At 63.4% G+C, this 18,016-nt stretch carries 16 protein-coding genes; 7 read left to right on the top strand and 9 right to left on the bottom strand.

Annotation, left to right across the window (positions count from 1 at the left end):
- Nucleotides 1–241: 241 nt before the first annotated feature.
- Nucleotides 242–1,408 (bottom strand): isobutyryl-CoA dehydrogenase, encoded by a 1,167-nt coding sequence (locus tag AC0L16_RS27685; RefSeq protein ID WP_473624482.1) that lies wholly within the window; start codon nt 1,406–1,408, stop codon nt 242–244.
- A gap of 152 nt (nt 1,409–1,560) precedes the next feature.
- Here AC0L16_RS27685 and AC0L16_RS27680 point away from each other — a divergent pair, with 152 nt between their 5' ends.
- Nucleotides 1,561–2,175: a dimethylsulfonioproprionate lyase family protein gene (locus AC0L16_RS27680; RefSeq protein ID WP_473624481.1), complete on the top strand. Its 615-nt coding sequence runs from the start codon at nt 1,561–1,563 to the stop codon at nt 2,173–2,175.
- Nucleotides 2,175–3,647 (top strand): cobyric acid synthase, encoded by a 1,473-nt coding sequence (locus AC0L16_RS27675; RefSeq protein ID WP_473624479.1) that lies wholly within the window; start codon nt 2,175–2,177, stop codon nt 3,645–3,647. The genes AC0L16_RS27680 and AC0L16_RS27675 overlap by 1 nt, the downstream gene beginning before the upstream one ends.
- A gap of 112 nt (nt 3,648–3,759) precedes the next feature.
- Here AC0L16_RS27675 and AC0L16_RS27670 read toward each other — a convergent pair whose 3' ends face one another.
- From AC0L16_RS27670 to AC0L16_RS27660, 3 genes are all read right to left on the bottom strand, one after another.
- Nucleotides 3,760–4,179, bottom strand: a complete 420-nt coding sequence (locus tag AC0L16_RS27670; protein WP_473624477.1) for a VOC family protein — start codon at nt 4,177–4,179, stop codon at nt 3,760–3,762.
- Nucleotides 4,180–4,299: 120 nt separating this feature from the next.
- Nucleotides 4,300–5,133 carry a helix-turn-helix domain-containing protein gene (locus AC0L16_RS27665; RefSeq protein ID WP_473478030.1) on the bottom strand — a complete coding sequence of 278 codons (834 nt, stop codon included), beginning with the start codon at nt 5,131–5,133 and terminating at the stop codon, nt 4,300–4,302.
- Nucleotides 5,134–5,231: 98 nt separating this feature from the next.
- A complete protein-coding gene (locus AC0L16_RS27660; protein WP_077383756.1) occupies nt 5,232–5,402 on the bottom strand; it encodes a hypothetical protein in 171 nt (56 codons plus the stop codon).
- A 404-nt stretch (nt 5,403–5,806) separates the two neighbouring features.
- Between AC0L16_RS27660 and AC0L16_RS27655 the strand changes: the two genes are divergently transcribed.
- Nucleotides 5,807–6,238 carry a TerB family tellurite resistance protein gene (locus AC0L16_RS27655; RefSeq protein ID WP_473624475.1) on the top strand — a complete coding sequence of 144 codons (432 nt, stop codon included), beginning with the start codon at nt 5,807–5,809 and terminating at the stop codon, nt 6,236–6,238.
- 22 nt (nt 6,239–6,260) lie between these two features.
- On the opposite strand, the gene AC0L16_RS27650 is transcribed toward AC0L16_RS27655, so the two are convergent.
- The 5 genes from AC0L16_RS27650 to AC0L16_RS27630 form a co-directional block, all read right to left on the bottom strand.
- Nucleotides 6,261–7,925 (bottom strand): ABC transporter ATP-binding protein, encoded by a 1,665-nt coding sequence (locus AC0L16_RS27650; RefSeq protein ID WP_473624473.1) that lies wholly within the window; start codon nt 7,923–7,925, stop codon nt 6,261–6,263.
- Nucleotides 7,922–8,791 (bottom strand): ABC transporter permease, encoded by an 870-nt coding sequence (locus AC0L16_RS27645; protein WP_473624472.1) that lies wholly within the window; start codon nt 8,789–8,791, stop codon nt 7,922–7,924. The genes AC0L16_RS27650 and AC0L16_RS27645 overlap by 4 nt, the downstream gene beginning before the upstream one ends.
- Entirely contained in the window at nt 8,788–9,735 is a 948-nt protein-coding gene (locus AC0L16_RS27640) for an ABC transporter permease (RefSeq protein WP_473624471.1), read from the bottom strand. Before AC0L16_RS27640 ends, AC0L16_RS27645 begins: the two co-directional genes overlap by 4 nt.
- 252 nt (nt 9,736–9,987) lie before the next feature.
- Nucleotides 9,988–11,466: an ABC transporter substrate-binding protein gene (locus AC0L16_RS27635; protein WP_473624469.1), complete on the bottom strand. Its 1,479-nt coding sequence runs from the start codon at nt 11,464–11,466 to the stop codon at nt 9,988–9,990.
- A gap of 59 nt (nt 11,467–11,525) precedes the next feature.
- Nucleotides 11,526–12,830, bottom strand: a complete 1,305-nt coding sequence (locus tag AC0L16_RS27630; RefSeq protein WP_473624468.1) for an acetylornithine deacetylase/succinyl-diaminopimelate desuccinylase family protein — start codon at nt 12,828–12,830, stop codon at nt 11,526–11,528.
- A 224-nt stretch (nt 12,831–13,054) separates the two neighbouring features.
- On the opposite strand from AC0L16_RS27630, the gene AC0L16_RS27625 reads away from it, so the two are divergent.
- The 4 genes from AC0L16_RS27625 (at nt 13,055) to AC0L16_RS27610 (ending at nt 17,901) form a co-directional block, all read left to right on the top strand.
- Nucleotides 13,055–13,483, top strand: coding sequence for a L,D-transpeptidase (locus AC0L16_RS27625; protein WP_473624466.1), 429 nt, complete (start codon nt 13,055–13,057; stop codon nt 13,481–13,483).
- Between the two features lie 223 nt (nt 13,484–13,706).
- On the top strand, nt 13,707–14,789 hold the full coding sequence (locus AC0L16_RS27620) for a substrate-binding domain-containing protein (protein WP_127204672.1): 1,083 nt from the start codon (nt 13,707–13,709) through the stop codon (nt 14,787–14,789).
- A gap of 84 nt (nt 14,790–14,873) precedes the next feature.
- Nucleotides 14,874–17,129, top strand: a complete 2,256-nt coding sequence (locus AC0L16_RS27615; RefSeq protein WP_473624465.1) for an ABC transporter permease — start codon at nt 14,874–14,876, stop codon at nt 17,127–17,129.
- A complete protein-coding gene (locus AC0L16_RS27610) occupies nt 17,122–17,901 on the top strand; it encodes an ATP-binding cassette domain-containing protein (protein WP_473624463.1) in 780 nt (259 codons plus the stop codon). The genes AC0L16_RS27615 and AC0L16_RS27610 overlap by 8 nt, the downstream gene beginning before the upstream one ends.
- The last annotated feature ends 115 nt before the right edge of the window (nt 17,902–18,016 follow it).

The following is an 18,016-nucleotide window of genomic DNA, read 5'->3' as shown; positions in this document are numbered from 1 at the left end:
GTTCCTTCTCGATAGCCATGTGATGATTCTCTCCTTTCCATCATCATGGCCTCGCGCACAGAATTCCTGACAGTCCCCAAGTTTGCTGATAAGCTGGCGAAGCATCTTTCAGATCTCCTAGGTCGATAACAGCATCTGATAAGCTTGATCACACGCCAGATCCATCGCTTGCTGCCAGACGATAAGATCCTTGTGCGAATTGATCCTGCCGGTCATTTTACTCCCCTACTCCCCTACTCCCCTACCGACCGATCAGCGCGCGTGCGATGATGACGCGCATGATCTCGTTGGTGCCTTCGAGAATCTGGTGGACACGCAAATCCCGCACCAGCTTCTCGATGCCGTAATCGTGCAGATAGCCATAGCCGCCATGCAGTTGCAGCGCATCGTTGGCGACGTTGAAGCCGACGTCGGTGACGAAGCGCTTGGCCATCGCCGACCATTTTGAGGCATCCGGCGCCTTGCGGTCGAGCTTCGCGGCAGCGGCGTAAAGGAATATCCGTGCAGCCTGCAGCTCGGTCTCCATGTCGGCCAGCTTGAACTGCAGCGCCTGGAACTGGTTGATCTTGGCGCCGAAGGCCTTGCGTTCGGCGGTGTAGGACAGTGCCTTGTCGAGCGCCGATTGCGCGCCGCCCAGCGAACAGGCGGCGATGTTGAGCCGGCCGCCGTCGAGCCCGGCCATGGCGATGCCGAAGCCGGCGCCTTCGGCTGATAGAAGATTTTGCGCCGGCACTTTGCAGTCCTCGAAGACGACCTGGCGGGTCGACTGCATGTGCCAGCCCATTTTGTGCTCGTTGGCGCCGAAGGACAGGCCGGGCGCATCCTTCGGCACGACGAAGGTCGAAATGCCCTTCGGACCGTCGACGCCGGTGCGCGCCATGACGATGTAGAGGTCGCTGTCGCCGGCGCCCGAGATGAATTGCTTGACGCCGTTCAGCACATAGTCGCCGCCGCTTTTGACCGCGCGCGTCTTCAGCGCCGCCGCATCCGATCCCGAACCCGGCTCGGTCAGGCAATAGCTCGCCAGCCATTCCATCGAGGTCAGCTTCGGCAGGAAGTGCTGGCGCTGCTCCTCGCTGCCGAAGCGGTCGACCATCGAAGCCACCATGTTGTGGATCGAGATGAAGGAGGAGAAGGCCGGATCGGCGCGCGAAAGCGCCTCGAAGATCAGCACGGCGTCGAGCCGGCCGAGCGCTGAGCCGCCGACATCGTCGCCGACATAGATGCCGCCAAGGCCGAGCGGGCCAGTCTCGCGGATCACGTCTGCCGGAAAATGCTTGTTGCGGTCCCAATCGAGCGCGTTCGGCGCAACGCGATCGGCAGCGAAGGCCTCGGCCATTTGCTGGATGGCGCGCTGGTCCTCGTTGAGTTCGAACTGGCTGGTGCCCGCTTCGACAGCGGCGTCCATGGCGTGCTCCGTGATGTCTTCGGCCTGCTGCCCTGTCGTTTTTGGCTTTGCGCGCCGTCCAATCTAGACCAATGATGCCGCCGCGCAAGCCGACCATCAGCATCCAACCATCTGGTCAGCGGCTGTGTGAGAATGCGTGTCTGGGGCAAGGCGTGACGACAAATTTCGATGAGCTGCTCGAGCGTTTCCACGCCACTCTCGAAACATTCGATGATGCGCTGGTGCGCGATGCCGTGGCCCGGATCGGCTGGGCCATGCCGGCGCGTCGGCTCGAGCCGCATCCGCTCGCCTGCCTGCGCCAGATCGACCGCATCGTCGAGCTCGCTCCGGCCAACACCCAGCCGCTGGCGCGGCTGCTTGCGGAGCGTCGCGGCGATCTGTGCTGGGGGCAGACCTACAGCGAGGCGGATCTCGGCCAGACATTCATCGACAATTACGGCTGGCTGGAGGTCTTCGGCATGCGCGGCCATTTCGTCAACGACGAGGTCGCGGCCGGTCTGCTGATCCTCGGGCCTGAAATCGTCTATCCCGACCACCATCATGTCGCCGAGGAGATCTACATTCCGCTGACCGGCGGCACCGAATGGCGCATGGTCGAAGGCGACTTTCGCAGGCGTGAGGCGGGTGAGGTGATCCACCATGCCTCTGATGTCAGCCATGCTATGCGCACCGGCAAGGAGCCTCTGCTGGCGCTCTATATCTGGCGCGGCGGACCACTGGCCGCGAAATCCACGATCAGCGGCAGCGTTTCACAGGGCAGGAATTAATGGCGGCCAAGGCGATCATGCTGCAGGGCACAGGCTCCGATGTCGGCAAGACGGTGCTGGTCGCGGGCCTCTGCCGCGCGGCGAGGAACCGTGGGCTGAAGGTGCGGCCGTTCAAGCCGCAGAACATGTCGAACAACGCCGCCGTCGCCGATATACCGGGCGACAAACTCGGCGGCGAGATCGGCCGTGCCCAATGGCTGCAGGCGATCGCCTGTCGCGTTGTGCCCACCGTCCATATGAACCCGGTGCTGCTCAAGCCGCAGACCGATATCGGCGCGCAAGTGGTGGTGCAGGGCAAGGTGTTCGGCGAGGCGCGGGCACGCGACTACCAGGCGCTGAAAGCCCGTCTGATGGATGCCGTGCTCGACTCCTGGGCCAAGGTCGGCGAGGGTGCCGACCTGGTCATCGTCGAAGGCGCCGGCTCGCCGGCCGAGATCAATCTGAGGAGCCGAGACATTGCCAATATGGGCTTTGCGACGCGCGCCAACGTGCCGGTGATCCTCGTCGGCGACATCGATCGCGGCGGCGTCATCGCCTCGGTCGCCGGCACCCATCTGATCTTGCCTGAAGAGGACCGGCGCATGATCGTCGGCTATCTCATCAACAAGTTCCGCGGCGATGTCTCGCTGTTCGACGACGGCATCAAGGCGATCAAGAGCTTCACCGGCTGGCGCTGCTTTGGCGTCGTGCCGTGGCTGAAGGCGGCGGCGCGGCTGCCCTCGGAAGATTCCGTGGTGCTCGAACGCCTGGCGTCCGGCGAGAAGCGCGCGCTGAAGGTCGCCGTGCCGATGCTTTCGCGCATCGCCAATTTCGACGACCTCGACCCGCTCAAGGCCGAGCCGCAGGTCGAGGTCGTCTTCGTGCCGCCCGGCCAGCATTTGCCGGACGACGCTGGGCTGGTGATCATTCCCGGCTCAAAGTCGACGATCGGCGATCTCGTGAGATTCCGTGAAAACGGCTGGGACCGCGACCTTGCCGCCCATCGCAAGCGCGGCGGCCATGTGGTCGGCATCTGCGGCGGCTTCCAGATGCTCGGCCGTGTCGTGCGCGATCCCGACGGCATCGAGGGCAGTGTTACCGAGACGGACGGGCTCGGCCTGCTCGACGTCGAAACGGTGATGGAGCCGGAAAAGACGGTGCGCAATGTCAGCGCTCGCTCGGTCCAGTTCGATCTGCCGCTCAAGGGCTACGAGATTCATCTCGGCCGCACCACCGGTCCCGACACCCTGCGGCCGTCCGCCGTCATCAACGGCGTCGATGACGGCGCCGTCTCGGCCGACGGCAAGGTGTCGGGCAGCTATCTGCACGGGCTGTTTTCCGCCGACGCTTTTCGGGCGAAATTCCTGGAAAATCTCGGCGTCAAAGACGGCGGCATCGATTATCGCGCCAAGGTCGAACGGGCGCTCGACGAGATCGCAGCCGAGCTGGAAACCCACCTCGACTGCGACGCGATTTTTGGTTTGGCGCGGTAGCGGTCGTGTTCCTTAGCGCAGAAGCTTGGGCAGACCGGATATGCCCACCGCCTCGTCATCGATGCCGTAACGTCGAAGTGTCGCGAGGGTGCAGAATTCTGCTCCGCTGCACTCACGCTTTCTCGCCGGCCTTTGGCCAATAGGTGCCGAACGACCAGACATTGCCTTCCGGATCGCGGCAGATGAATTCGCGGCTGCCATAGTCGCGGTCGGTCAGCTCTTCCAGTATTTCGGCGCCGGCCTTCTTGGCTCGGGCATAAGCGGTATCGGCATCGTCGACGGCAACATAGATCGATTTGCCGCCAACCGGGCCCGGCGCGCCGATCATCTGGCCAAACTTGTCGTCGCGTGCAGTGCCCAGCATGATCATCGAGGAGCCGAAAGTCAGTTCGGCGTGTTGGACGATGTCGCCTTCGCCGTAGCGGGCATGAACGCTAAAGCCGAAGGCTTCACCCAGCCAGTCGATCATTTTGGCGGCATTGCGGTAGCGCAAGGTCGGATAGAGCCTGGGCGGTTCGACTGACATGGTCATGACGATCTCCTTCAATTGGATTGGACGATAATCCAGTCTGGGCGAAGGCTGTTCCCACGTCTTGAAGAAATGTTACCTGCCCGCGCGCCCCCTTGGGCGTCGCAAGAGCCGTTTCAGAACCTATGCCTGGGCGGCCAGCGCCGTCGGCGTTTCGCCGGCAAGGTCGCGGAATTCGCGCACCAGATGCGCCTGGTCGGCATAGCCGCAATCGGCGGCGATATCAGCCCAATCGGATTTGCCCTGCCTTGACAGGCCGAGCGCCCGGTTGAAGCGGACGATGCGCGACAGCGTCTTGGGGCCGACGCCGATCGCGTTGGAGAATTTTCCCGCGAGATGCTTGCGGCTCCAGCCCAGCCTGTCGGCGAGCGATGCGACGCGAATGCGGCCACCCGAGACGATGATCCGGTCATAGGCCCAGGCGATTTCGGCCTGCATTTCGCGGGCGTCAGTCAGCCGCGCGGCGACGAACGTCTCGACGATGGCAAAACGTGCGCTCCAGCCGTGCGCATTGCCAAGTCTTTCGCGCAGCGCGATGCCTTCGATCCCGAGCACATCGTCGAGGCCGACCATGCGGTCGGTCAGTTCGCTCATCGCAAGGCCGAAGAAGCGTCTGGCGCCGAGCGGGGTGAAATTGACCTGGATGCAGCAGGCGCCGCCGCGGGATTCGATCACCACCGGACCGGCATAGAGGCCGGCGGCGAAACTGGCGAAACGGTCGTTGTCGCCCGGCTCCTTGCCGAGCCCGATGGCGAAGGGTTCGGCAAAGCTGATGACCAGCGGCACGGTCAGCGATGCGTATTCGACGTTGCGGAAACGGCCGGGCATGGTTTCGCGGTAGCCGCAGATGTCAGTGACTGAACCCTGGAGCCAAGGGCCAGGCGCACGCCGAACCATCTCGAACCGGTCGAGGCCAGGACTGTGCTGGTTGCTGCCGTCTTCGCTCTGGGCAGACATGAGCTTTCCTCCGCCCGCGGATGGTAGCAGACCAACCCTCAGAATCAAAAGCGCCCGGCTTGTGGCCGGGCGCTCCGAGTTGCCTGAGATCTGAGGGCTTAGGCGCCGCGAACCAGGCAGCCGCCGGCAAGCACGATATAAGCGATGAGGACGATCCACACCGCGGCCAAAGGAATGAACGCAAAGACGCCGAGAGCGGCGAGAAGGCCGATGATGGCGATAACAAGGGATATGATGAAAATAAGCTGCGTAGGCGCACTGAGATTCATGTGTGGCTCCTCCGACATGATTCGTACAACCGCATCCTATCAGGCGCCCCGTTGACATACCAATTTGTGTAGCGGAAACCGCCAATTGTCGAGGTTGGCGCTGCCCCTCATCCGCCTGCCGGCACCTTCTCCCCGTATAGGGACGTATAGGGATGGGGAGAAGAGGCTGGCCGCAACGCCGGCACCGCTTCCTCGAAACGCTGGTGATTGGCGAAACCGTAGATGACAGCGCCCTCTCCCCGTCCCTATACGGGAAGAGGATGCCGGCAGGCAGATGAGGGGCAGCGCCAACGCCCGGAAAGGTGAGGCCGAATTCAAAACCTGAAGCGATTCCCTCGTCGAACCACCATTTGCGCAAACCCGATTCCGCGCTACCTATTCGCAACGAATGGAGAGGAACGCTGATGGCATTCGCATTGCTGGACCAGATACGCTCGATCTTCGACGGCGACCCCGGCGTGCGCAAGGTCGCGGACGATCCTGTGCTGTCGGCGGAACTGCTGATGCTGTTTCGCATGATTTTGGCCGACGGCACGGTCAGCGAGAGCGAAATGGCCGCGTTCAGGCGCATCTGCCGGGAAGCCTTCGGCATTCCGGAAGCCAGCATCGACAGCGTCATCGAATATCTCAACGAGTTCGGCTACGAGACCAACGGCTCGCAAGCCATCGCGCAGTTCCGTGATCTCGACATCGAGAGGCGCAGCCTGCTTGCCCGCCACATGGCCGAGATCGCCAAGGCCGATGCGCAACTTGCCGGGACCGAGATGCAGCTCTTGCGCCGCACTCTAGACTTGCTCGACATCAGCCCAGCCGATGTGGTGAAGGTCGAAGAGTAAGCCTCTCCTAACGGTCGGCTGTTCACCCCTGTTCCTGTAACCGCCGGGCAATCGCGCGGTGCAGGTCCGGGGCCGCAGCAACCAGCGCCTTGGCGGCTTCGGACTGCGGATGGTCGAGAACCTCGCTCGTCCTGCCGCGCTCGACGATCTTGCCGGCATGCATGATCATCACCTGGTCGGTAATGGCGCGGGCAACGGTCAGATCGTGGGTGATGAACAGATAGGCAACGCCGAGCTTCTGGTTGAGCTCGGTGAACAGATCGAGGATCTGGGCGCGGATCGAGACGTCGAGCGCCGAGACCGGCTCGTCGGCGACGACCAGCCTGGGGCGGGTGATGATGGCCCGGGCGATCGACAGGCGCTGGCGCTGGCCGCCTGAAAATTCGTGCGGATATTTGTCCATGTCGCGTGGGCTGAGACCGACCTCGTGCAAGGCCTTTGCCACCATCTCGCGCCGCTCTGCATTCGTCGGCTTCTTCTCCAGGACGTGCAGTGGCTCGGCGACCAGTTTTTCGACCTTCTGGCGCGGATCGAAGGAGCCGTAAGGGTCCTGGAACACCACCTGCATGTCGCGGCGCGCCGGCTTGAGCTCAGCCTCGCTCTTGCCGGTGATGACTTCGCCGCGAAACCGGATCGTTCCCGATGTCGGCCCGTCCAGCGCCAGGACCATGCGGGCAAGCGTGGACTTGCCGCAGCCGGAACGCCCGACCAGCGCCACCGACTGCCCGGGATCGATCGACAACGAGACATCGTCGACGGCGCGGATTGGGGCCGCCCGCTTCAGCAGCGATTTGCGTCGTCCCGGATAGTCCCGCGTCACATTCTCTACCTGAAGAAGAGGTCTGGTTACCTGAAGAAGAGGGTTGGCAGCCTGGAGATGGGCGTTGTCTTGGCCGACTTCGTGCGTCCTGGCGCGCGTCGGCACATGCATCGAGGCCTGCGCCAGTTGTCGCGTGTAGGGATGGCGCTGCTCGGACAAGGTGCGCGCCGTTTCGCCGGCCTCCATCACTTCGCCGTGGCGCAGGATGGTGATGCGCTCCGCCATCTCGGTCACCACTGCGAGGTCGTGCGAGATCAACAGCAGGCCCATGCGGTTTTCTGCGACCAGGTCGCGCAACAGGTCGAGGATCTGCGCCTGCAGCACGACGTCGAGCGCAGTCGTCGGCTCGTCGGCAATCAGCAGTTTTGGTTTCAGCGCGCAGGCAATGGCGATGACGACGCGCTGGCGCTGGCCGCCGGAAAGCTCGTGCGGATAGCGCGACAGCGGGAATTGCGCTGAGGGCAGGCCGACCCGGTCGAGCATTTTTCGGGCGCGGTCCTCGGCGTCGGCGCGGCTTGCCCTGGTGTGCCAGCGTATGCCTTCGGCGACCTGCTCGCCAATCGTCTTGACCGGGTTCAGCGCCGTCATCGGTTCCTGGAAAACCATGCCGATATCATCGCCGCGCAGCGCGCACATCTGGTCTTCGCTGGCCGCAAAGATGTCGATGCCGTCGAAGGCGACGCGCCCGCTGGCCCGCGCCGCCCAGGGCAGAAGCCGCATCACCGTCAATGCCGTGATCGATTTGCCCGAGCCGGATTCGCCGACCAGTCCCATCACCTCGCCGGGCGCGACGGAGAGCTCGACATCCCTCAGGATCGGCGTGTCGCCGATCGTCAGCGACAATTTCTCGATTTCGAGCAGGCTCATCGCTGCCGCCGTGATCTGGGGTCGAGGATGTCTGCAATACCGTCGCCGAGCAGGTTCAGTCCAAGCACGGTGACGACGATCGCCATGCCTGGAACGATCGCCATCCACGGCGCCACCGCCATGCGGGTCTGCGCATCGAACAGCATCCGGCCCCAGCTCGGCATTGGCGGCTGTGTGCCGAGCCCGACATAGGAAAGCCCGGCTTCGGCCAGGATGCCGAGCGCGAACTGAATGGTGCCTTGAACCAGGAGCAAAGCGACGATGTTGGGCAGCACGTGTTCCATGGTGATCAGTGCTTTGCCTTTTCCGGCGGCGCGCGCGGCGAGGATGAATTCGCGCGGCCAGATCGCCAGCGCCCCGGCCCGGGCGACGCGGGCGAAGACCGGGATGTTGAAAATGCCGATGGCGATGATGGCGTTGAGCGCGCCCGGGCCGAAGATGGCGGTGATCATGATCGCCGACAGCAGGGCAGGGAAGGCGAAGACGAGATCGTTCAGCCGCATCACCGCTTCGTCGACGACGCCGCCGCGCGCAGCAGCAAGGGCGCCGAGCGGCACGCCAACGCCCATGCCGATACCAACCGCCACCAGCGCCACGGCGATCGAATTGCGGGCCCCGACCATGATCATGGAAAAAATGTCGCGGCCGAAATGATCGGTGCCGAACCAGTGCGCCGGCGAGGGTGCCTGGGTCTTGTCGGCGATGATCAGCCTGGTGACGTCAAAAGGCGTCCAGAACAACGAGACGATGGCGACCGCAGCCACCAGTGCAGTTATGACGAACCCGGTGAGGAACGAGCGGTTGGTGAAAGCCTTGACGAGGATGTCGGCAAAATTTTCCTCTGGGATGTCGAAGCGCAGCGTCATTGGCGGCGTCTCAGGCGCGGATCGACGACCGCATAGGAGAGATCGACAAGCAGGTTGACGGCGATGACGGCGGCGACCAGCAGCATGACGACGCTTTCGACGACGATCAGGTCGCGCTGGGTGATCGCCTGGAACACCAGCCGGCCGAGGCCGGGGAGATAAAAGACGTTCTCGATGATGATTGTGCCGGCGAGCAGGAAGGCGAACTGCAGGCCGAGAATGGTCAGCACCGGAATCATCGCGTTGCGCAGCGCGTGCCGCCACAGCACCGCGCGATAGGGCAGGCCCTTGGCGCGGGCAGTGCGGATATAGTCCTCGTTCAGCACTTCGATCAGCGCCGAGCGGGTGACGCGGGCGAGGATCGCCGCTTGCGGCAGAGCGAGCGCGATCGCCGGCAGGACCAGCGATTTCAGCGCCGGCCAGACGCCGGCGCTCCATCCCGGAAAGCCGCCGGCCGGCACCAGCCGCAGCCAGACGGCAAACAGGTAGATCAGCATCAGCGCAAACCAGAAGTTCGGCACGGCAACACCGAGCTGGGCGGCGCCCATCGCGATCGTGTCGCCGGCCCGTCCGTGCCGGCCGGCGGAAAACAGCCCGACCGGAATGGCGATGATGGTCGACAGCGCCAGCGCGATCAGCGCCAGCGGCAGCGAGACGACGATGCGCTCGCGGACCAGGTCGATGACCGGCACCGAATAGGTGTAGGAACGGCCGAAATCGAGGCTCAGCAAGCCGCCGGCCCAGTGCAGATAGCGCACGGCAAGGGGCGCGTTGAGGCCCATCTGGTTGCGAAGCAACTCGACCTGGTCGGCGCTGGCGTTCATGCCCAGCATCAGCCGCGCCGGGTCGCCGGGAATGATCTCCAGCACGGCAAAGACCACCATCGAGGCCAGAACCAGGGTGATGAGGGCGATGGCAAGACGCTTGAGGAGATAGGCGGTCATGGGGGGAGGACCGCAGGTCCGCTCAGCGCGGCAGCTGGATCAAGGTCGCGTTCCCGCCAACCCCCCTCTGTCCTGCCCACTTTGCCGCCACTTGGCATCTCCCCCGCAAGGGGAGAGATCGGCAGTCTCAGCGGCACGCCTCTCCACCCACGTTCAAAATTGGAGAAAGCGGCTGAGCGCGCAATCTCCTCCCTTGCGGGGGAGATGGCCGGCAGGCCAGAGGGGGGTGGGCGGGAACGCAAGCTTCGCCTCTCACTCCGTCCACTTCACCTTGGTCAAATCATTGGCCTGGATCGGCGCATTTTCCCAAAAACCTTCGAGCTTGGCGTCCCAGACGCCGACTTTCGGCAGTTCGTAGAGGAAGCCGACCACGGCATCGTCGGCCAGAATCTTCTGCGCCTCGCCGAGCAGCGTCATGCGCTTGGCCTCATCGGAGGTGAGGTTCAGATCGGCGATGATCTTGTCGAAGGTCGGGTTGTCGTAGTTGAAGTAATAATCCTTGCGCGAATAGATATCGATGTCGTTGGGCTCGGTGTGGGAAACGATGGTCAGGTCGTAGTCCTTCTTGGTGAAGACCTGGTCCAGCCACTGCGCCCATTCCACCGGCACGATCTGCAGATCGATGCCGACATCGCGAAGCTGCGACGCAATGATCTCGCCGCCAAGTCGCGCATAGGGCGGCGGCGGCAGCTTCAGCGTCGCCTTGAAGCCGTTCTCCAGGCCGGCTTCCTTCAGCAGTTCCCCGGCCTTCTCGACATTGTGCGGATAGAGGCCGGTGAGGTCGACATAGGCCTTGTTGGCGGGCGACATATGCGAGCCGATCGGCACGCCGAGGCCGGCCGAGGCGCCGTCGATGATCGCCTTGCGGTCGAGCGCAAACGAAATCGCCTGCCTGACCTGCAGTCTGTCGAAAGGCGGCTTCTTGTTGTTCATCGAAAGGATGGTCTCACCCTCAGTCGCGCCGATCACCACCTTGAAGCGCGGGTCGCCGTGGATCTGGGCGACGCTGTCGGGATCGAAGAAGGGGAAGGCCTGAACATCGCCGGAAAGCAGCGCCGGAACGGCGGCTGCGGCATCCGTGACGATGCGGAACTCGGCCTTGTCGAGGGACACCGGGGTACCCCAGTAAGCGTCTGACCTGATCAGCGTGATCGACGAGCCCTTGGCCCAGTTCTGGAACTTGAACGGGCCGGTGCCGACAGGCTTTTCCTTGTTGGTGTCGACTGTTTCCGGCGCGACGATGACCGCGTCGCCCCAGCCCATATTGTAGAGGAACGAACTTTGCGGGTTCTTCAGCGTGATCCTGACCGTCGCCGGATCGGCCACCTCGACCGTATCGATGGCGGCGAACAGGCCCTTTTGTGCGTTGACGGAGTTGTCGGCACGGGCGCGGTCGAGCGAGAATTTCACGTCGTCGGCATTGAAGTCGGTGCCGTCATGGAATTTGACGCCGGTATGCAGCTTGAAGGTGTAGACCTTGCCGTCGTCGGAAATCATCCAGCTTTCGGCCAGATCCGGCAGCACCTCGCCGTCCGCACCGATGCGGGTCAGCCCCTCGAACACGTTGGCGTAAAGCACCTCGTCAATCGCGGCGGCAGCGCCGGCGGTCGGATCGAGATGCGGAGGTTCGAGCGTGATGCCGATGACCAGATCTGTCCGCGCGGCAAGCGCCGAAGCGCCGTTGGCCAGCACCAGGGCCGCAGCGGTGAGAATGGCTTTCCACAATTTCATCGTGCAACTCCCGAAATGCTCAAAAACATGTTCAAAACCCGGTGGATAGAAGCGTGATTTCACTGAGGAGTAAATTGCGTTTCGTGTTTTTCGCCCGCGCCCCTCAGCAGCACGTTGAGCCCGATCGCCATCACCTTGGCCGATTCGACCATGTCTGATATCCCCACCCATTCGTCGGGCCTGTGGGCGAGGTCGAGAATGCCCGGGCCATAGGCGATGCAGTCGTAGATGTGGCCGATGCGGGCAATGTGCTTCTGGTCGTAGGTGCCGGGCGAGATCACGTAGTCGGGCTCGCGGTCGAATATCTCCATGATGCCCTGCGCCACCGCCTTGACCACCGGCGCATCGCGCTCGGTCATCAGCGGCAGCACCTCCATGAGATCGCGGATCTCGTAGTCGAATTTCTTGCGCTCGCGCTTCAGCCGGTCGAGGATATCGGTCACCTCGCTTTTGACCGTGCCGAGGTCCTCTTCGAGCAGGAAGCGGCGGTCGATGGTCAGCCGGCAGGAATCGGGGACATTGGGCGAGGGCAGGCCGGGCCGGAAATCCTCGGTCTGGCCGCCATGGATCGAGTTGATGTTCATGGTCGAGCGCTTGGCCCCCTCGGGCACGACCGGCATGCGCGTTACCTTGCGGTCGAGCGCCGGGAACAGTTCGTCCTCGAAAGCCCTTAGCACAGCGCCCATATGGCGCACCGCATTGTCGCCGAGGAACGGCATCGAGCCGTGCGCGATCTCGCCCTTGGTCTCGATCTCCGCCCACCAGACGCCGCGATGGCCAAGGCAGATGCGATCCTTGTTCAACGGCTCGGGGATGATGACGTGGTCGACCTTCGGCTTGGAGAAATAGCCGAGCTTGGCCAGATGGGCGACGCCGCCGAAGCCGCCCGACTCCTCGTCGACCGTGCCCGAAATCTCGATGGCGCCGGGAAAGTCGGGGAACACCTCCATGAAGGCCTCGGCGGCGATGATCGAGGAGGCCAGGCCGCCCTTCATGTCGCAGGCGCCGCGGCCATAGACCTTGCCATCCCTGACGATGCCGGCGAAGGGATCGAGGCTCCAGCCGTCGCCGGATTCGACCACGTCGATATGCGAGTTGAAATGCACGCAGGCGCCGGGCGAGCGGCCATCGAAGCGGGCGACGACGTTGACGCGCGGGTAGCGGTCGGTGTCGCCGGGCGTGCCTTCGGCGCGGATGAATTCGACTTCGAAACCGCGCTTCTTCAGCCGCGCTCCGACGTATTCGGCGCATGGCCGATAGGCCTCGCCGGGCGGGTTGATGGTCGGAAAGCGGATCAGGTCCGCGGTCAGCGCGACCAGGTCGTCGAGCCGATCATCGACCGCTTTCAGCAGGAGTTCGTTCATTCTGCGAATTGAGCAGCCAACGGTGCGTTTTGGCAAGCCTGTTGGGGGTAGCGCCCTACATACGTGGTTAGGTTTCGTCACGGCAACTATCGCGGGAAATCGTTCAAATTCGCTGCTTTGGATTGGTGAATTCGTCAGAGGTGTGTGGTTACCTCATTCGCTTGCGATTGAAAGATGAAGGATAGCGTGAAGGCAGGCAAGGGCAATCAAAGGGGTTTGATCGCATGAAAAAGACCGTTGTCATGGCAGCGGCACTGGCAACGATGCTGCTCGGCTCTTCGGTCGAGGGCTGGGCGGCCAAGCTGGTTGCAAGGATCGACGTGTCATCACAGACGATGACTGTAAGATACGGCCAGGCGGTTTACCGATGGCGCGTGTCGACGGCGCGCAAAGGCTATATCACGCCGCGCGGCAGCTACCGGCCGCAACGAACGGCGCGGATGTGGTATTCGCGCAAATACGACATGTCGCCGATGCCGCATTCGGTCTTCTACCGCGGCGGCTACGCCATCCATGGCACCGGCGCGATAAAATCTCTTGGCCGCCCGGCGTCGCATGGCTGCGTGCGGCTGCACCCGTCCAATGCTGCCGCCTTCTATTCGATGGTGCGGCGGGCCGGCTTTCGCAACACGCGGATCGTGGTGACCAACTAACTGTAGGTGATTGCAAGCTCGCGGCTCCTACAAGAAAATCAGAACGTGCGCTTCTTGTGAAGCGATGCCGGCTTTCCGTTCTGAACCAATTCGTCGGGAAAGTGGGAGCACTATTTACGTGGGCGAGCTTTGGGCAGAATATACGGGGTGGGAGGAAGCATTCGGAATCCCTGAATAATGCGCCTGAACGGCTTCCGACCGTTGGTTGCAAGGGAGGATAATCATGAAACGTATTTTCTCGCTCGCGGCGTGTGCCGCGGCGTTATCGCTCGGCGTATCGAACGCCTACGCACAATCGGGCGGCGTCGATAAGGCGGTCGGCGGCTACAGCTTCGAAGAAGCCGCAAAGGAGGCCCCTGGTACCAAGGACTTCCATTCGGCCGATGGACACCTCACTTTCGCTATCGTGACACACACTGCCGGCAATGGCTTCTTCGATCCGGTCTACGTCGGCGCGACCGTCGCCGGCAACCTGATCGGCGCCAAGATCCTGCTGCTCGGCTCGGAATCGCCGACCGACGACCCTGCCCGCGAGATCGAAATCCTGAACCAGATCGTGCAGGATCCGACGATCGACGGGCTGATCATGACAACGCCCCAGGTCGGCGCCTATAACGACATCGTCAAGGCCGCCGAGGCGAAGGGCATACCGGTCGCTACGACCAATTCCTTTGACGGCACGATCCTCAACCGCAGCGGCATCGGCCACACCGGCCAGGACGCCTCCGCTGCCGCAATCGCCGGCGAGGCGCTCGTCAAGTGCCTCGCGGACAAGGGTATCGAGAAGGGTTCGATCGTCCTGCCGTCGTCGACCGCAATGGGCAACATCGAGGTGAACAATCGCGTCACTTCGGCTTTCAACGCCATCGTCAAGGGCTTGAAAGATGCCGGCAAGCTTGATGCCTTCAAGGTCGACGCGGGTCCGGAGAACACCGGTATAGACACCAATCCGAATGACCCGGTGAACGGCATCGTGACGCTGTTCGAATCGCGCGGCGATGTCGTTGGCGCGTTCGCCGGCAACAACGTGTTCACGCCGGCGCTTGCCAAGGCCGTCGCTCAGACCGGAATGACCGGCAAGATCTGCGCCTACGGTTTCGACCTCGGCCCGGCCCAGCAGGACGCGATGAAGAGCGGCGATCTGACCGGCGCGCTCGGGCAGCAGCCCTTCTTGCAGGGCTTCTGGCCGGTCATGCAGCTCTATCTGGAGATCGACCGCGGCATCGCGGCGGCCAACCTCGACACACGCGCCCAACTGGTGACGAAGGAGACCGTCGAGGATGTCGGCAAGCGCTTCGAGAACTGAGTCCACTCGGAACGTCTGAAATCATTGCGGGAGAGCGCAGGCTCTCCCGCGGTGCGGCAGCAGGGAAATCGACCAGAAGAGACCATGGCGCTTACCACGACCACATCGCTCGGCCGTGCGCCGTCCCAGATTGTCGGCGGCTGGGAGGTGGGGCTCGTTGCCTTGCTTTTGCTGCTCTATCTCGGCGGCGCTCTCGTCAATCCCGCGTTCTTCGGCTCAACAGGAGCGTTTCACTCGCTGCTCCGCGACACCTCGCGGGTTGCCATCATCGCGGTCGGAGTGACCTTCGTCATCGTCAACAAGGACCTCGATCTTTCGGTCGGTTCAACTTACGGCCTAGTCGCCGTCGTCTTCGCCAGGCTGTTCGCGCCGAACTTCCTTGACCTCGGCGTCGTCACGTCGGTGATCCTCTGCCTGCTGCTCGGCACGCTTATCGGGCTGATCAACGGCGTGCTCGTCACCATCCTGAAGGTGCCGGCGTTCATCGCCACCCTGACGATACTTTTCATCGGCCGCGGCTTCGTGCTGGCGCTTACTCACGGCCAGGCGATCTACTATCCTGGCAAGGCGACCGGCTATCCGCTTTTTTTTCACCTCGGCGAGACTAACCTCCTCGGCTTCAACAATCAGATCGTCATCTTCGTCGTTGTCGCCGTGATCGGCGCCTATGTGCTCGCCAAGACGCGCTGGGGCTACGAGACCTTCGCCACCGGCGGCAACGAGCAGGCGGCGTCCTATGCCGGCATCCCGACCAACTGGGTGCGAATCCGAGCCTACCTGATCTCCTCGCTCTGCGCGGCGCTAGCCGGCCTCATGTCAGCTGCCCAGGACAAGGGCGTAACGCCCCTCTACGGCGTCAGTGGTGAGCTGATCGTCATTGCCGCCGTGATCATCGGCGGCGCCTCGATCCTCGGCGGCCGCGGCCGGGTCGCCGGATCCTGCCTTGGCGCCCTGCTGGTGGTGCTGCTCGACAAGGTGTTGCGCGAGGGCTGGCCGATCACGCGCACCATCAAGATCGGCGACGAGGAGATCACGGTCAACGCCGTCTTCTCGCTGCCGGTCGGCGCGGTGCCGGTGTTCCTCGGACTGCTGCTCGTCGTCGCGGTGCTCATCGAGCCCTATCTCATCCGCCGCCAGGTGGCAGGGCGCCTCTGGGCCTGGCTCCGCGGCCGGCCGCCGCCACCGGCCTACGAGATCGGCGGCATCGCTATCGAGGGAGTGCAGACCAAGGGGGCAATGGCGACCGACATAGCGCTGTCGGCCACCGGGTTCGGCAAGTTCTTCGCCCGGCGCGACGCGCTCGCCATCATCCTAACCGTGCTCCTGTGGCTGACCGGCCTCGCGCTCCGGCCGGACTACTGGTGGAACCTGTCCAACAGCTTCGCGATCCTGCTCAACTATACCGAGCTTGCGCTGATCACCATCGGGCTCACCTACGTCATCGCCGCCGGCGATATCGATCTCTCCGTCGGGGCGGTGCTCGCGCTGGCCGGCAGCACCGCCGCCTATTTTCTCAAAGTTCTCGGCGCCGACCCCGTGACCGCCGTGGCCATGGGCCTGCTCGCGGGCATGTGCGCCGGCCTCGTCAACGCGATCGTCACCGTCGGCTTCAAGCTGCCGGCCTTCATCGCCACGCTCGGCATGTTCTACATCGCCCGCGGCCTCGCTGCCTGGTTCGTCGCCGGGCAGCAGCTCACCGGCTGGCCCGAGGGATACAACCTGCTTGGCCGCAAGGTGAACGACATCCTGCTGCACTACCGCATCTCGCTGCCGGACGGGCTGCTGCGCTCGATCGCCGAGGTGGTGAGCGTCCAGACCATCTGGATGCTGTTCGTCGCCGTCATTGCCGGCGTCGTGCTTGCCTACATGCCGTTCGGGCAGAAGGTCTATGCGACCGGCGGCAACATTCGCGCCGCCGCCTATGCCGGGATCAACACCAACCGGGTGCGGTTCCTCGCGCTTATGCTGGCGGCGCTCTGCGCGACAATGGCCGGGATCATTAACGTCGCCTACTTCCGCAGCTTCAACCCGGTGGCCGGCCAGTTCCGCGAGCTCGACGCCATCGCTTCGGTGATCATCGGCGGCGGTTCGATCTTCGGCGGCTACGGCACCGTGATCGGGGCGCTCGCCGGGGCGGCGGTGATCACCCTGATCCGGGCGCTGCTGCAGCTCAACGTCCAGGGCTTCACCATGCCGCAGCACTGGATCAACGTCTTCATCGGCGGCATCCTGATCGTGGCGGTGCTGATCGACATCTGGGTGCGCCAGGCCAACATCTTCGGCCGCCTGCGGGCGCGCCTCGCACGGCGCACAAGAACGGCGGAGACCACCCATGCGTGACCCGACTACGCCTGCACCGATCGTAGAAATGCGGGGCATCGAAAAAGCCTTCGGTGCGGTGCAGGCGCTCCGCAACGTCGACCTCGTGCTCTATCCCGGCGAGATCCTGGGCCTCGTCGGCGACAACTCGGCCGGCAAATCGACGCTGATGAAGATCCTGACCGGCGCCTACCAGCGCGACGCCGGCGAGGTTTTCGTCGCCGGGCAGCCGGTGCACTTCAAGAGCCCGCACGAAAGCCGCGACGCCGGCATCGAGATGATCTACCAGGATTTCGCTCTTTGCGGGAATATGGATGTCGGTCAGAACATCTTTCTTGGCCGTTGGCCGCGCAAGGGCCTTTTCGTCAATCGGCGGAAAATGTACGCGGAAGCCGACAGCGTGCTGAAGCGGCTCAAGGTCGACGTGAACTCCGTCTATCAAAAGGTCGAGAGCCTGTCAGGCGGACGCCAGCAATCTGTGGCGATTGCCCGCGCTATCTCCTTCCAGCCGCGCGTGGTGATCCTCGACGAGCCGACCGCCAATCTCTCGGTGATGGCGACCGAGCGGCTGCTCGAGACCATGCTGGAACTGAAAAAGCAGGGCGTTGCCCAGATCATCATCTCCCACCGCCTCGTTGACATCTTCGCTGTGGGCGACCGCGTGATGGTGCTTAAGCGCGGCGAGAACGTCGGCGATCGCTACATCAAAAACACCGACGAGCATGAGGTCCTGGAGATCATCGTCTCCGGCACGCGAGAGCATGCACTTACGGCCGATGAGGCAATGCTTTGACCGATCAGGATCACTTTTCTCCTGGCGTCGCAGAAATGCGGCTAAAACCAGCGGCACTGGCAACGATGCTGTTCGGTTCTTCGGTCGAGGGCTGGGCAGCCAAGCTGGTTGCAAG

Source organism: Mesorhizobium sp. WSM4848 (genome assembly GCF_055811375.1).
Note: the sequence above shows the minus strand (reverse complement) of the source record. Positions and strands in the feature narration are given on the sequence as shown.